This is a genomic window from Pseudolysinimonas kribbensis, from assembly GCF_030161895.1.
GTDB lineage: Bacteria > Actinomycetota > Actinomycetes > Actinomycetales > Microbacteriaceae > Pseudolysinimonas > Pseudolysinimonas kribbensis.
The window spans coordinates 2,047,016-2,061,217 of record NZ_BSVB01000001.1 but is presented as its reverse complement, the minus strand read 5'-3'; the positions used below and the strand labels follow the sequence as shown (position 1 = coordinate 2,061,217).

The following is a 14,202-nucleotide window of genomic DNA, read 5'->3' as shown; positions in this document are numbered from 1 at the left end:
CCCGTTCGGGATGCCACAATGGGCGGATAGCGTCCGGGATCCCGGACGCCTCGACGTCCCGACGCAGAGAGGCTGATCGAGATGACGCGAATGGCCGGTGTGCAACACGCCCACCGGGCATTCGCGTCAGATCGATCCCCGGCGCGAGCTGGCCGGCGCGGCGCCCGCGGCCGTGCAGGTGCTCGACGTGCTGCGGTTCCTCGCGGGGCAGCGCGGACCGGTCGCCGCCGCCGTGATCGCCCGTGACCTGCAGCTGCCGCGCTCCTCCGTCTATCAGCACCTGCGCGCGCTGCAGCACCTCGGCTACGTGGTGCACCTGCGCGAGGAGCGCCGCTACGCGCTCGGCATCGCCGCGTTCGAGCTCAGCTCGGGCTACCTGCGGCAGGAGCCGCTCGCCCGTATCGGCGCCCACCTGCTCGCCTCGCTCGTCGACCGGCTCGGCGAGAACGCGCATCTCGCGGTGCTGCACGGGCGCGACGTGCTCTACCTCGTCGAGGAGCGCGCGCCGCACCGGCCGGCCCTCGTGACCGACGTGGGCGTCCGGCTGCCGAGTCACCTCACCGCGAGCGGTCGCGCGATGCTCGCCATGCTGCCCGAGGCGCAGCTGCGCGCGCTGTTCCCGGATGACGCCTCCCTCGCCGAGCGCGGCGAGCGCGGCCCGCACACGGTCTCCGAGCTCCGCAGCGTGCTCGACGAGGTGCGCCGGCTCGGCTACGGCTTCGAGGACGGCGAGGTGACGGAGGGCATCGCGTCGGTGGCCGTCGCGGTCGCCGAACGATCGGGGTGGCCGGAGGCGGCGGTGACGGTCAGCTTCCCGTCCGACGCCATCCCGCCCGCCCGGCGGCCGGCGCTGGCGACGCGCATCCGCGAGTTCTCCGACGAGCTCGCCCGCCGCCTCGGCGCCGGGCCGCAGAGCGCGCCCGACTAGGGGGCGACCGCGGTGCGACCGCGCGACCGGGGCGCCGGCCACCAGAACGGCCGCCCGACGTGGATCGCGAGGGCCGGCACGAGCAGGGTGCGCACCACGAAGGTGTCGAGCAGCACCCCGAACGCGACGATGAACGCGATCTGCACGAGGAACAGGATCGGGATCGTGGCGAGCGCCGTGAACGTCGCCGCCAGCACGATCCCGGCCGAGGTGATCACGCCGCCCGTGGCGCGCAACCCCGCCACGACGCCACGCCGGTGCCCGAGTGCGGTCGTCTCCTCGCGCACCCGCGTCATGAGGAAGATGTTGTAGTCCACCCCGAGCGCGACGAGGAAGACGAAGCCGAACAGCGGCACCGACGCATCGGCGCCGGGGAACCGGAAGATCCCGTTGAAGACGAGCGCGGCGACGCCGAGCGTCGCGCCGTAGGAGAGCACCACGGTCGCCACGAGCAGCAGCGGCGCGACGAGCGAGCGCAGCAGGAGCACGAGGATCACCAGGATCACCGCGAGCACGATCGGGATCACCACCCGCAGGTCGCGCTGCGCCGCCGCGTTGGTGTCGAGGTCGAGCGCCGAGCTGCCGCCGACGAGCACGTGCGGATCGATCGCCCCGAGCTCGGATCGCAGCGCCGAGACGGTGCGCTGCGCCGCGGCGGAGTCCGCCGCGACCGAGAGCGTCGCCTCGATGAGCACCCTGCCGTCGACGACCTTCGGCTCGCCGCCCGGGCGCCCGCGCGCGCCGGTGAACACGGTCGCCGACGCGACGTGCCGCACGCGCGTCGCGGCCGCCAGCACGTCGGCCCGCACCCCTCGGGCGCGACGATGACCGCGGGCGTGCCGCTGCCCGCGTCGTAGTGCTTCGCGAGCTCCTTCTCGCCCGCCACCGACTGCGACGCCGTGAGCAGCAGGTCGCTCTGCGGCACGCCCGCGGCCTGCAGCCCGAACACGCCGGTCGCGAGGGCGCCGAGCACGAGCGCGGTGACGACCCACACCGTGCGGGGGCGACGGTCGACCAGACGGCCGACGGCAGCCCACGTGCGGCTGCGCTTGGCCGGCGCATCCACCGGGAGCACCCGCGGCACGAGCGGCCAGAACGCGGCCCGGCCGAGCAGGGCCAGGATCGCCGGCAGGGCCGTGGTCGCGGCGAGGAAGGCGAACGCGATCGCGATCGCCGCGACCGGCCCGAGACCCTTGTTGGAGTTGAGGTCCGAGAACCCGAGGCAGAGCACCGCCAGGATCACCGTCGCCGCGGAGGCGCCGATCGGCGCGATCGTGCGGCGCCAGGCACTCCACAGGGCGACGAGCGGGCTCGGCTCGTGCAGCAGCGCCTCGCGGTACCGCGCCACGAGCAGCAGCGCGTAGTCGGTCGCCGCGCCGATGGCGAGGATCGCCAGGATGCCGCGGCTCTGGCCGGTCACCGTGATCCAGTCCGCCTTCGCCATCAGGTACACGATCAGGATGCTGCCGGTGAGCGCGAACGACGACACCGCCAGCACGGCGATCGGCAGCAGCAGCGAGCGGTAGACGATGAGCAGGATCACGAAGACCGCGGCGAGCGCGACGAGCAGGAGCACGCCGTCGAGGCCGCTGAAGCCGGCGCCGAAGTCGGCACCGAGGGCGACCGGGCCGGTGACCCAGCCGCGCAGCCCGGCGATGTGCCCGTCGGTCAGCACGCCGCGCATGTGCCCGACGACCGTCGTGCCGTCGGCGCCCTCGTCGACGGAGACGATGAGCTGCAGCGCGCGCCCATCCTCCGACGGGATCGGCGGGCTCACCTCCCGCACGCCGGCGACGTCGCCGAGGTCGCGCGCCATCCCGGTCACCGCGGAACGGTCCGCGCCGGTGATGCCGCCGTCACGCACGAAGAGCACGGTCGCCGGCACGGTGTCGCCGCCGTAGAACGACGCCTGCAGGTTCTGCACCTTCGTCGCCTCGGCGGACGCCGGCAGGTACGACGCCTGGTCGTCGTTCTCGACCGTCGAGATCGTGCCGAACACCGGACCGCCGACCGCGCCGACCCCGAGCCATCCGCCGATGAGCAGCACGGCGAGCAGGAGCGCGATCACCCGGGCACGGCGCGAGGGGGCTGGCGCGGTCACGTGGTGTCCTCTCCGCACCGCCGGCGGGCGCCGGGCGCTGCGTCGATCATGGCGGAGGCGATCCGTCTCCGGTGCGCTTCTCAGCCCGGGACCAGCCCGGGATACTGAGGGGATGGCGTCCGAGGGGACCACCAGCGCACGCCCGGGATGGTCGGTGCGGGTCCGCATCCTCGCGAGCATCCTCGTCACCGCCGCCCTCGGGCTCGTCGTCGCGGGACTCGTCTCATACGGCTTGCAGCGCGGGGCGACCCTGCGCGAGGTCGATGCGCGGCTCACCACCGAACTCACCGAGGCGCGGCGGGTCGTCGGCGCGCAGAGCGGCGTGACCTCCACCCGCACGGCCCTGCGGCAGGTCCTGTCGGTCGCGGTGCCGCCGGAGGACGGCGGCACGGTCGGCCTCCTCGACGGCCGGGTCGCCTTCACGCCGGGCGTCACCGAACCCGTGCACCCCGAGAAGCTCGCGGGCTTCGCGACCCGGATCGCGAGGAGACCGCCGACGGCTCGGTGCGCAAGGGCACGTTCACGGCCGGTGACCGCTCCTACCGCTACCTCGCCGTGCCGGTCTCGGTCGCCGGCGACCCGGCGCGCGGCGTCTTCGCCGTCGCGATCGACCTGGGGCGGCGGCTCGAACCGGTCGACGGCACGTTCCGGGCGTACGCGCTCATCGCCGGGATCGTCGTCGTGGTGATCGGCCTCATTGGCTGGATCATCGCCGGGAGACTGCTCGCCCCGATCCGCCGGCTCAACGCGATGGCGCAGCGGATCGGCGCCGACGACCTGCGCGAGCGCATCCCCGTCGAGGGCGACGACGACGTCTCGGTGCTCACCGGCACCGTCAACTCGATGCTCGACCGCATCGAGACGGGCGTGCAGCAGCGCCGCGCCCTGCTCGACGACGTGCGGCACGAGCTCAAGGCGCCGCTGAGCGTGGTGCGGGGCGAGTTCGAGCTGCTCGACTCCGGCGATCCGCTGGTGATCGCCCAGGCGCAGCGGGTCGGTGTCGAGGAGGTGGACCGGATGGCGGCCCTCGTCGACGGCCTCACCGACCTCACGGAGGTGCAGACCTCCGCACTCGCCCGGACCCCGGTCGACGTCGCGGCCCTCACCGACGACCTGTTGGCGCGGGCCTCGACGATGTCCGGTCACGCGTGGCGAGTCGACGCCCGGGCCGCCGCGGTCGTGCTCCTGGATCGCGAGCGCATCATCCAGGCCTGGCTGCAGCTCGCCGACAACGCGGCCAAGTACGCCCCGCCCGGCTCACCGATCGCGATCGGCAGCGAGGTCGCCGGCGGCGAGGTGCTGCTGCGGGTCGTCGACGAGGGCACCCCGATCGCGCTGGCGGATCGGGACCGGATCTTCAAGCGCTTCGCGCGCGGCCGCGCAGCCGGCGCGCGCGGCGGATCCGGCCTCGGGCTGGCGATCGTCGCGGCGATCGCGGCGGCGCACGACGGACGTGTCACGCTGGGAAGCGACGCCGGCGGCAACACGTTCACGATCCACCTGCCGGCCCGGACCCCGGGGAGGGTGTGATGGCAGCCATCCTGGTCGCCGAGGACGACGACCATCTGGCGGCGCTCATCCGGCGAGCGCTCACGGCGGCCGGGCATCGCGTCGAGCACGTGAGCGACGGCGTCGCCGCGGCGACCGAGGCGCTCTCCGGCCGATTCGACCTCGTGCTGCTCGACGTCGGCCTGCCGCGGATGGACGGCCTGCAGGTCCTCGCCGGCATCCGGGAGGCGGCGCCCGGGCTGCCGGTGCTCATCGTCACTGCCGACAACGCGCCGGCGCATGTCGTCTCGGGACTGCAGGCCGGGGCCGACGACTACATCGTGAAGCCGTTCCGCTTCGACGAGCTCGTGGCGCGGGTCGAGACCCGGCTGCGCTCGGCGCGGACCACCGAGACATCGCTGGCCTGCGGCGGCCTCGCGCTCGACCTCGTCGCCCGCACCGTGTCCGGCCCGCTCGGCATCGTGAGCCTGCCCACCCGGGAGTTCGAGCTGCTCGAGTACTTCATGCGCCGGCCGGGGCGGGTGCTCTCGCGCGAGCAGCTCCTGCGGGACGTGTGGGGCTACGGAACCGGGCAGAGCTCCAACGTCGTCGACGTCTACGTGCGCTACCTGCGCCAGAAGGCGGGCGCGGACTGCATCCAGACGGTCCGGGGCGAGGGCTACCGGATGGCGGGCTAGGGCTTCGCGGCCGGCCCACCGGTGCCGCGCGGCGTTCCGCCCGCATCCGCCCCCTGATGCCGGCCCTTGTCGCCAGGCGGAACCGGACGCGCCGGCGCGGGAGCCACCGACTGCGCCGGCCCGGTCGGCGTCGCGGGTGACGCGGGCTGCGCGGGCGAGGCGGGCTGCGGGGGCGAGGCCGGGGTCGCGGTCGACGTCGAGGCCGGCGGCTGCGCGGGGAGGCCGGCAGCGCCGGGGACGCGGGGACCGCGGAGCTCGATGCGGCCGGAGTGCGCGAGGTCGCCGGCGAACCGACGCCGGCGACCGAGATCGCCGGCTGCTGCATCCGGATGCCGGGCTGGTCCCCCGGCCGATTCGTCACGATCACGGCGCCCGCCACCGACCCCACGGCCACCGAGGCCGCGACGATCGAGACGAGCGCGAGTCGCATGGGGTCATGGTGCCACGGACCTCGACGCGATCCCACGGGTCATCAGGAGATCCCCGGGCGTGACGGCTCAGGTGTGCGGCACGTGCTCGTGGGCGGTGTGCGCCGCGGGCTCCAGCTGGAAGGTCGAATGCTCGATGCTCACGTCGAAATGCTCGGCCACGCACGCCTGCAGCTGGTCGAGCAGTCGCGGCGCCCTGCCCTCCTCGAAGCAGCGCGGCTCGACGGTCACGTGCGCGGTGAGCACCGGCAGCCCGCTGGCGATCTGGGTGACGTGCAGGTCGTGCACGTCGTCGACGTAGGGCAGCGCGACGAGGTGGGTGCGTAGGTCGTCGAGGTCGAGGCCGCGCGGCGTCGACTCCAGCAGCACCGAGGTCGTCTCGCCGAGGAGCCGGATCGCACGCGGCAGGATCAGCACCCCGATGAGGATGGCGGCGATCGAGTCCGCCCCTGCCATCCGGTGAGCGCGATCACGGTCGCGGCGGCGATGACCCCGACCGAGCCGAGCGCGTCGCCCAGCACCTCGAGGAACGCGGCGCGGCGGTTGAAGTCCGCTCCGCGCCCCGAGAACAGCACCGCGACCGAGGCCACGTTGCCGACCAGGCCGACGACGCCGAACACCAGCAGGCCGCCCGCGGGGATCGACGGCGGTTCGACCAGGCGCTGGATGCCCTCCACGAGCACGAAGAGACCGACCGCCAGCAGCACCGCGGCCTGCAGCGTCGCCGCGAGCACCTCGACGCGCGCGAACCCCCAGGTGCGCCGGTCGGAGGCCGGACGCAGCACGAGGACCGACGCGAGCAGCGCGACCAGGAGGCCCCCGGCATCCACCGCCATGTGCCCCGCGTCGACGATGAGGGCGAGGCTGCCGGTGAGCACGGCGCCGACGATCTCGGCGACCAGGATGGCGGCGGTGATGCCGAAGGCGATCGCCAGGCGTCGACGACCGCCCGCGTGCGCGCTCGCGTGGGCATCGGCCATGCAGCCATCCTGCTCCGTCCTGGGAGATCGGTGACCCCCGAGTGCGCCGCGGCGCGCCGCCGAGCATGCTGGGGCCGTGCGCCCGACGGTCCGCCACCTGCTCGACCTCCTGTTCCTGATCGGCGTGGTCGTGAAGGGCCTCAACGGCGTCGCGGAGCTGGCGGGCGGTGCCGCGGCCGCGGTCCTGCCGGCCACGACATCGGTGTCGATCGCCCACGGGCACCTGCACGCGCACGACGTGCCGCTGCTTGTCGTCTTCCTCCTCGTGCACGGCGTCGTCAAGGTGGCCGTCGTCGTCGCCCTCATCGTCGGGGCGCTGCGCGTCTATCCGTGGGCGATCGGCGCGCTCGCCGTGCTCACGGTGCTGCAGATCGCCGACCTCGCCCTCCGGCCGTCGCTCGGGGTCGTGCTGCTGACGATCCTCGACCTGATCGTGATCGCGCTCACCTGGCGCGAGTGGCGCGCCCATCGCAGCCTGCGGCAGACGTTCGCGGCGACGGTCGCCTGGATCCGCCACCGCCCGGAACGCGCCGGGTGAGCGGTCAGGCGGGACGCTGCGGACGCACCCGGATCGGGCGCAGGAACGCGACGAGCGTCGACGCCGTGATCGCCCCCGCGCACATGATCGCGGCGAGCACGACGATCTGGAAGCGCCCCGCCTCCACCGGCGAGACCCCGCCGAAGATCGCGCCCACGAACGCCCCCGGCAGGGTCACCAGCCCGGTCGTCTTGGTCTGATCGGTGGTCGGGATCAGGGCCGCGTACACGGCGTCGCGCGCGATCCAGCGCGTCGCCTGCCACGGCGTCGCCCCCAGCGCGAACCAGCCCTCCAGCTCGTCCCAGCGGTCGTCGGCGAGCTCCAGCAGCCGGCGGCCGCCGATGGTCGCGATCGACATGGTGTTGCCGATGACGATCCCGCCGATCGCGAGCGCGTAGCGGGCGGTGAGCTCGAGCGCGCCGGAGGCGAAGACCACCACGAGCGCCACGCCGGCGCCCGCCGCCATCGCCGTGGCGACCATCCGGAGCCGGCCGCGTCCGCCGAGCCGCCGGGTCGCCACGCCGACCGCCACGCAGAACATCACCAGCAGCGCGAGCCCGACCCAGTACGGACTCGTGATGACGCCGGCCAGGATGACGCTGATCGCGGCCAGCTGCACGAGCCCCCGCAGGATCGCGAGCACCGGCGACCACGGATGCCGCGCCCGCGTCGCCGCGAGCACCCCGAACGTGACCCCGACGAGCACGACCACGCCGAGGAGCGTGCGCAGGAGGGTGGGAATGTCGATGACGCCGAGGCTAGTCGGCCGCGGGCGAACCCGGCTGCTGAGAGGTTTCTGGGGTCACCGCCGGGAGCATGGTCGCAGTTGCTCGCGCAATGGTCGGAGGTCGTCATGTGGTGGGTGCTCGGAGTCGTCGTGGGGACCGTGGTCGTGCTCGCCGCGGGAGGCCGATTCGTGATCGCCGTGCTCGCGGAAGCCGAGGCGATGGTCGACGACGACGACGGCGACGGCGACGGCGACGGCGACGGTCGAGTGCGGTGACGGAGGGCGCACGCATCACCGAAAGCTCGCGCGTCACCTCAGGCACCACGGAGGCGACATCTCAGAGCCGCCCGAGCCGGTACCCCTGCCCGCGGACGGTGGTGATGATGTCGGGGTCCGTCTTGCGCCGCACGTAGTGCACGTAGGTGTCGACCGTGCCCGGCCGGTCGTCCTCATCGAAGACCGAGCGCAGGATCTGCGGGCGCGAGTAGGTGCGCTGCGGGTGCTCGGCGAACAGCCGCAGCAGCTGATTCTCCCGCTCGGTCAGGATGTACCGGCCGTCGTACGGGGAGTAGATGGCGCGGTTCTCGGGGTAGAACTCCCACCCTCCGATCCGGATGAAGGGTCCCTCGCCGGAGAACACCCGCCGGATGGCACGCAACCGGGCGAAGAGCTCCCCGAACTCGAACGGCTTCACGAGGTAGTCGTTCGCCCCCGCGTCGAGCCCGCGCACCTTGTCGTGAAGGGTGCCGAGCGCCGTGAGCATCAGCATCGGCGTCGTGTTGCCCGCCCTGCGCAGCGCCTCGACCACGTCGATCCCGTCGGCACCGGGGAGGCGCCGATCGACGACCAGGACGTCGAAATCCTCGTCGCGCGCGGTCTCGAACCCCGAGCGGGCATCCACGCGCAGCGTGACCGCGTACGCCTCCTCGAGCACGTCGCGCATCACCGGGCCGAGCTTCGGGTCGTCCTCGATGAGCAGCAGCCGGGCCCGCTCGGACGGGGCGGCCTCGCTCATGGCGGCATCCTCCCCCGTCAGCGCACAGCCGCGCCCGAAGGCCGCGCCGCCCGCCTGAAGGTCTCTGCAGCCGGGATCCCGAGTGTGACGCGGAGACCGTGGGGCTCCCGGTTCGCGAGCTCGAGGGAGCCGGCGGCGCGGTCCGCGATCCGTCGCACGATCGCGAGGCCGAGGCCGGCGCCCTCCGTTGCCGGCGATGCCCGCGTGAAACGGTCGGCGGCGGTGGCGATGAAGTCGTCCGGGATGCCGGGGCCGTCGTCCTCGATCCTCAACTCGAGCAGCGTCGCCGTGCGCGCGAGCGACCCCCGGATCGTCGTGCCCGCGCCGCCGGCGGCGAGAGCGTTGCGTACGAGGTTGTCGATCACACGGCCGAGGTCGGTCGCCGAGATCGCATACGACCCGTCGCCGTCGGGCCGCTCGACATCGAAGTCGATCTCCGCGCCCGCCGGTGTCGCGAGCATGCGTGCGCGGTCCGTCGCGGCCGCGAACTCGTCGACGAGCTGCGGCCACGTGCTCGTGGGGCGCGTCGTGTCGGCCTCCAGGGTCGAGAGCACGAGCAGGTTGACCGCGAGGTTCGACAGACGTGCGGCGGTCTCGTCGATCTCTCTCAGGCGGTCGAGGTCGCCCGGATCGCGTTTGGCGAGTTCCAGCTGACCGCGCAGCACGGCGATGGGCGTGCGGAGTTCGTGGCTGGCATCCGCGACCACCTGCTTCTCGCGGGCGGCGGACGCGCGCACCCGCGCCAGGAAGGCGTTGAGCGTGACGGCGAGCGCCGACAGTTCGTCCTGGGCGCGCCCGACGGGGAGCTGTTCGTCGGACCCGATCGCCTCGAGCGTCTCGGCGCGGCGCCGCATGAGGGTCACCGGGCGCAGCGCCACCGTCGTGAGCACCCACGAGGCGACGCCGAATCCCGCCAGCAACGCCACCCCGCCGACCACGATGATGTTCGTGAGGTTGCGCATGACGATGTCGGTGGTCGATGACTCGTCGCGGGCCGCGACGATCCGCCACACCCCGTCGCTGCGCTCGACCTTGCGAACGACGAGCAGATACCGGGTGCCGCGGTACGAGGCGAAGTGCGAGCCGGACGACAGCCGATGAAGTTCCGGCAGCCGGTCGGAGATCGCGTCGGGCAGGTTGCTCACGCGCGCCGACCCGGCCGGATCGAGAACCACCAGCCGCTCCTCCCCGCCGGGCCGATCGAGGGCGGTGGGGTGGCTCCGCACCTGGGCGACATACGGCGTACTGGCGCCGTAGAGGATCTTCTTGTCCGAGTTGATCTGCGCCTGCTCCACCTGCTGCAGCAGCAGCGCGCCGGCGCCGACCAGCAGCACGGCCCCGGCGATCACGCTCCCGATGGTGATGCGCCAGCGCACCCCGAGGCGGCCCCACCACCTCACGCGCCGGCCTCGATCCGGTAGCCCTCGCCGCGGATCGTCACGATCGAGGTCGTGCTGCCCGCGCGCACGAGTTTCTTGCGGAGCGCGCTGATGTACTGCTGCACGGTGTTGGGGTCGATGTACTCGGCCGTGCCCCAGACCTCCTCCAGGATGTCGGCGACCGCGAAGGACCGCTCCGGACTCGCGACGAGCAGCCGCAGCACATCGAACTCGTGGGGACTCAGGGCCACCGCCCGGTCCCCGACGGTGAGCCGCCGGCGCGCCGAATCGAGCTGCAGGTCGCCGTGCTCGACGCGGATCCACAGGTCCGACGGGTCGCGGCGCAGCAGCGCCCGCAGCCGGGCCGCGAGCTCGGCGAAGCTGAACGGCTTGGTGAGGTAATCGTCGGCTCCGGCGTCGAGGCCGCGCACGCGATCGTCGACCGCGTCGCGCGCGGTCAGGAGCAGCACCGGCATCGAGCTGCCCGTGTCCCGCACCCGGCGCGCGAGTTCGAATCCGGACATCGCGGGCAACCCGACATCGACGACCGCCGCCGAGAACGGATGCCGCGCCAGCTCCACGAGCGCGTCGACGCCCGTGGCGACGAGCGTGGTGGCGTAGCCCTCGTCCGTGAGGCCTCGCTCGAGCGTGGGGCCGAGGTGCGCGTCGTCCTCGACGATCAGGATCGATCTCATGAGCCCTCCGGTGTCGCGACACTACCCCGCATCCGGTCGCGGATCGCCGCCCCAGCATCCCGATCGGGCTCTGAGACGACTCCCAGAAGAGCGAGGTCGTCCAGGCCACGCTGAAGGCTTTCGCATGCGCGACGAGCGCTTTCTGGGACGTTTCTGGGGCCACGGCTGATGTCCTGATCGCATGACCGCTCTCGTCTGCATCCCGACCTACGACGAGGCGCCCACGATCCGGGCGATCGTGCAGCGCACCCTCGCCGCCGTGCCGGACGCCCACATCCTGATCGCGGACGACGACTCGCCGGATGGCACGGGCGCGATCGCCGACGGCCTCGCGCGTGCCGACGCCCGGGTGCACGTGCTGCACCGCGCCGGCAAGCAGGGCCTCGGCGCTGCATATCTCGCGGCGTTCGCGTGGGGCAGCGCCCGCGGCTACGACGTGCTGGTCGAGATGGATGCCGACGGCTCGCACCGCCCGGAGCAGCTGCCCGCCCTGCTGGCGGCCCTCGAGACGCACGATGTGGCGATCGGATCGCGCTGGGTGCCCGGCGGATCGGTGCACGGCTGGCCGCTGCCCCGCCGCCTGATCTCGCGCGCGGGCTCGCTGTACGCGCGGATCGCGCTCGGCATCGACGAGCACGACGCGACGAGCGGGTTCCGCGCATACCGCGCCGACGCCATCCGGGCGATCGGGCCCCAGGCGATCGCGAGCGAGGGCTACAGCTTCCAGATCGAGCTGCTGTGGAAGGCGGTGCTCGCGGGCCTGCGCATCGCGGAGGTGCCGATCACGTTCACCGACCGCCAGCTCGGGCAGAGCAAGATGAGCACCCGCATCGTGCTCGAGGCGATCGCCCGGGTCACGCGCTGGGGCGTCGCCGGGCTGCCCACCCGTCGGCGACGCGCGGTCGCCCGCCGCGTGCGGATCGCTGCCCCGGTGGTGTCGCATGTCTGAGCGCGTCGCGACCGGCGCGATCCAGGTGGGCGGGCCGCGGAGTCCCGCGCTGCGGGCCGCCGTCGGGTCGCCGCGGCTGCGCGCGCTGCTCGGCCAGGGCGTCGCGTTCCTGGCCGTCGGCGGCGTCGGGTTCCTCGTCGACGTCGGGGTGTTCAACGCGCTGCGCGCCACGGTGCTCTCGCCCGAGCACGTCGCTAACGGCGAGCTCTGGGCCAAGGCGGTCTCGGTGTCGCTCGCGATCATCGTCAACTGGGTCGGCAACCGCTCGCTCACGTTCCGCCGGGAGCGTCGTCGCGGCAGCGGCCGCGTCGTGCTGCGGGAGGCCGTCGAGTTCTTCGTCGCGAGCCTGTTCGGCAGCGCGGTCGCGCTGGTCTGCCTCGTGGTCAGCCACGACCTGCTCGGCCTGCGCTCCGCGATCGACGACAACGTCTCGGCCAACGTCGTCGGCCTCGCCCTCGGCACCGCGCTGCGCTTCGCCCTCTACCGCCTCTGGGTGTTCCGCGCCGACCGTCCGCGATCCGAGGCCGACCTCCTGCCCGGCTCCGGCTCCGGCTCCGGTTCCGTGCCCGGCTCCAGTTCCGGTTCCGAAATGCAGGACCGGCGGGACGCCGCGGCCGCCATCACGGCTCCGGTGTTCGGCGCAGATCGGGCCGACTCCTTCATTTCGGAAGGAGACGACGAGGGCGGGGCGACGGGCGGGGGCGCGTTAGGGGTGAGGCGGCCGTCGTGCAGGTGCGCGACGCGGTCGGCGCGCTCCATGAACGCGGGGTCGTGGGTGGTGACCACGCCGGCGACGCCGTTCTCGTGCACCAGCTCGACCACGAGGTCCATGACCGCGGATGCCGTGGCGCTGTCGAGCTGACCGGTCGGCTCGTCGGCGAGCAGCACCCGCGGCTCCGCGGCGAGCGCCCGAGCGATGCCGACCCGCTGCTGCTGCCCGCCGGAGAGCTCGTCCGGATGCTGCAGCCCGTGCTCGGCGAGCCCCACCCGCTCGAGAAGCAGCGCCACGCGTGCGGACCGCTCGTCGCGGCCGACGCCCGCGAGCCGCAGCGGGAGTTCGACGTTCTCGGCCGCCGTGAGCGCGGGCAGCAGCCCGAAGCGCTGGAAGACGAAGCCGAGCAGCCGGCGCCGGATGCCGACCAGCTCCGCCTCGGGCGCCGCGGTCGTGTCGACCCCGTCGATCACGATCGTGCCGAGGCTCGGCCGGTCGAGCGTGCCGAGCAGCGTAAGCAGCGTCGTCTTGCCCGCTCCGGACGGACCGCGGACGACGAGCAGCTCCCCCGCGGTGACGTCGAGGTCGATGTCGCGGCAGCCCGCGACGGCCGCGGGCCCCGTGCCGAACACACGGGTCACGCCGCGCACGCTGATGATCGGGCTCATCGCTTCTCCCCCGCTGCCGGATGCGCCCCGCCGCGGTCGGGATGCACCCGCACGTGATCGTCCTCGAGCGTGAGGCGCACGAGCTCGCGCAGGCCGAGCCGGTGCACGTAGTCCGAGGGCAGCTGCAGGCGGCCGACGGCGTCGATGACGGTGAAGGTCTCGGCGCCGGTGCGGTCGGCATCCCGCAGCACCTCGGTCGACGTGCGGCCGTCACGGATCTGCACGGTCCGGCGCACGTGCTCCGACACCGCCGGGTCGTGCGTGACGATGAGCGCGGTCACGCCGAGCCGCTCATTGACGGAGCGGATCGCCTCCAGCACCTCCGCCGACATCGCCTCGTCGAGTTCGCCGGTCGGCTCGTCGGCGAGCAGCACCTGCGGCCCGTTCGCGAGGGCCACCGCGATCGCGACGCGCTGCTGCTCGCCGCCGGAGAGCTGCGCCGGCCGCCGGTCGGTGTGCGCCTGCACGTCGAGCAGTTTCAGCAGCTCGTCGGCGCGCCGCGTCCGGTCGCGCCGGCCGGCCAGCAGCATCGGCAGCTCGACGTTCTCGCGTGCGGTCAGGTAGGGCAGCAGGTTGCGCTCGGTCTGCTGCCACACGAAGCCGACCGCGCCCCGCCGGTACGCCAGGCGCTGCTTCGAGGAGAGGGCGGTGAGGTCGTAGCCGGCGACGGTCGCCCGGCCGGCGCTCGGCCGGTCGAGACCCGACAGGATGCCGAGCAGCGTCGACTTGCCCGACCCCGACGCGCCGACCATGGCCACGATGTCGCCCTCGCCCACCCGCAGCGTGAGCCCCTGCAGCGCCTGCACCTCCACGCCCTCGCCGCGGTAGATGCGCACGAGGTCGGCGCAGTCGATCACGTCGGCCGATCCCGGGGGCGGCGGAGCCGTCGTCGTCAT

General features: G+C 73.5%; 13 protein-coding genes and 3 pseudogenes. 8 read left to right on the top strand and 8 right to left on the bottom strand.

Features of this window, described 5'->3' with window-relative positions:
• Positions 1-97: 97 nt before the first annotated feature.
• Positions 98-928: an IclR family transcriptional regulator gene (locus QQK35_RS11505; protein ID WP_348534929.1), complete on the top strand. Its 831-nt coding sequence runs from the start codon at positions 98-100 to the stop codon at positions 926-928.
• On the opposite strand, the pseudogene QQK35_RS20485 reads toward QQK35_RS11505, so the two are convergent.
• Positions 925-3,029, bottom strand: a pseudogene (locus tag QQK35_RS20485) (MMPL family transporter). The gene QQK35_RS11505 and the pseudogene QQK35_RS20485 sit on opposite strands and share 4 nt — an antisense overlap.
• Positions 3,030-3,141: 112 nt before the next feature.
• On the opposite strand from QQK35_RS20485, the gene QQK35_RS11490 reads away from it, so the two are divergent.
• From QQK35_RS11490 to QQK35_RS11480, 3 genes are read left to right on the top strand one after another with little or no spacing between them, the layout of a single operon-like run.
• Positions 3,142-3,717 carry a hypothetical protein gene (locus QQK35_RS11490; protein WP_284255785.1) on the top strand — a complete coding sequence of 192 codons (576 nt, stop codon included), beginning with the start codon at positions 3,142-3,144 and terminating at the stop codon, positions 3,715-3,717.
• Positions 3,711-4,559 carry a HAMP domain-containing sensor histidine kinase gene (locus tag QQK35_RS11485; protein ID WP_284255683.1) on the top strand — a complete coding sequence of 283 codons (849 nt, stop codon included), beginning with the start codon at positions 3,711-3,713 and terminating at the stop codon, positions 4,557-4,559. Before QQK35_RS11490 ends, QQK35_RS11485 begins: the two co-directional genes overlap by 7 nt.
• Positions 4,559-5,215 (top strand): response regulator transcription factor, encoded by a 657-nt coding sequence (locus tag QQK35_RS11480; protein WP_284254291.1) that lies wholly within the window; start codon positions 4,559-4,561, stop codon positions 5,213-5,215. Before QQK35_RS11485 ends, QQK35_RS11480 begins: the two co-directional genes overlap by 1 nt.
• A 497-nt stretch (positions 5,216-5,712) precedes the next feature.
• Here QQK35_RS11480 and QQK35_RS11475 read toward each other — a convergent pair.
• Positions 5,713-6,623 (bottom strand): annotated as a pseudogene (locus tag QQK35_RS11475) (cation diffusion facilitator family transporter).
• A gap of 76 nt (positions 6,624-6,699) precedes the next feature.
• Between QQK35_RS11475 and QQK35_RS11470 the strand changes: the two are divergent.
• On the top strand, positions 6,700-7,161 hold the full coding sequence (locus QQK35_RS11470; protein ID WP_284254290.1) for a DUF2127 domain-containing protein: 462 nt from the start codon (positions 6,700-6,702) through the stop codon (positions 7,159-7,161).
• A gap of 4 nt (positions 7,162-7,165) precedes the next feature.
• On the opposite strand, the gene QQK35_RS11465 is transcribed toward QQK35_RS11470, so the two are convergent.
• The gene (locus tag QQK35_RS11465) at positions 7,166-7,873 is read right to left on the bottom strand and encodes an ABC transporter permease (protein ID WP_284254289.1); all 708 of its coding nucleotides are present in this window, start codon (positions 7,871-7,873) and stop codon (positions 7,166-7,168) included.
• A gap of 114 nt (positions 7,874-7,987) precedes the next feature.
• Here QQK35_RS11465 and QQK35_RS11460 point away from each other — a divergent pair, with 114 nt between their 5' ends.
• Positions 7,988-8,164 carry a hypothetical protein gene (locus tag QQK35_RS11460; protein WP_284254288.1) on the top strand — a complete coding sequence of 59 codons (177 nt, stop codon included), beginning with the start codon at positions 7,988-7,990 and terminating at the stop codon, positions 8,162-8,164.
• Between the two features lie 61 nt (positions 8,165-8,225).
• Here the strand turns inward: QQK35_RS11460 and QQK35_RS11455 are convergent, their stop codons facing one another.
• Genes QQK35_RS11455 through QQK35_RS11445 form a run of 3 tightly spaced genes read right to left on the bottom strand, consistent with a single transcriptional unit; the run spans position 8,226 to position 10,977 of the window.
• Complete coding sequence (locus QQK35_RS11455; protein ID WP_284254287.1) at positions 8,226-8,903, bottom strand: response regulator transcription factor; 678 nt, start codon at positions 8,901-8,903, stop codon at positions 8,226-8,228.
• 17 nt (positions 8,904-8,920) lie between these two features.
• Positions 8,921-10,252, bottom strand: coding sequence for a sensor histidine kinase (locus tag QQK35_RS11450; RefSeq protein ID WP_284254286.1), 1,332 nt, complete (start codon positions 10,250-10,252; stop codon positions 8,921-8,923).
• A 47-nt stretch (positions 10,253-10,299) separates the two neighbouring features.
• Positions 10,300-10,977 carry a response regulator transcription factor gene (locus QQK35_RS11445; protein WP_284254285.1) on the bottom strand — a complete coding sequence of 226 codons (678 nt, stop codon included), beginning with the start codon at positions 10,975-10,977 and terminating at the stop codon, positions 10,300-10,302.
• 181 nt (positions 10,978-11,158) lie between these two features.
• On the opposite strand from QQK35_RS11445, the gene QQK35_RS11440 reads away from it, so the two are divergent.
• Together QQK35_RS11440 and QQK35_RS11435 are read left to right on the top strand one after the other, a co-directional pair.
• Positions 11,159-11,926, top strand: coding sequence for a polyprenol monophosphomannose synthase (locus tag QQK35_RS11440; RefSeq protein WP_284254284.1), 768 nt, complete (start codon positions 11,159-11,161; stop codon positions 11,924-11,926).
• Positions 11,919-12,365: pseudogene (locus QQK35_RS11435) on the top strand (GtrA family protein); the annotation flags it as partial. The gene QQK35_RS11440 and the pseudogene QQK35_RS11435, both read left to right, overlap by 8 nt.
• Before the next feature lie 41 nt (positions 12,366-12,406).
• Here the strand turns inward: QQK35_RS11435 and QQK35_RS11430 are convergent.
• Both QQK35_RS11430 and QQK35_RS11425 read right to left on the bottom strand, forming a co-directional pair.
• Positions 12,407-13,306: an ABC transporter ATP-binding protein gene (locus tag QQK35_RS11430; RefSeq protein ID WP_348534928.1), complete on the bottom strand. Its 900-nt coding sequence runs from the start codon at positions 13,304-13,306 to the stop codon at positions 12,407-12,409.
• Entirely contained in the window at positions 13,303-14,202 is a 900-nt protein-coding gene (locus QQK35_RS11425) for an ABC transporter ATP-binding protein (RefSeq protein ID WP_284254283.1), read from the bottom strand. Before QQK35_RS11425 ends, QQK35_RS11430 begins: the two co-directional genes overlap by 4 nt.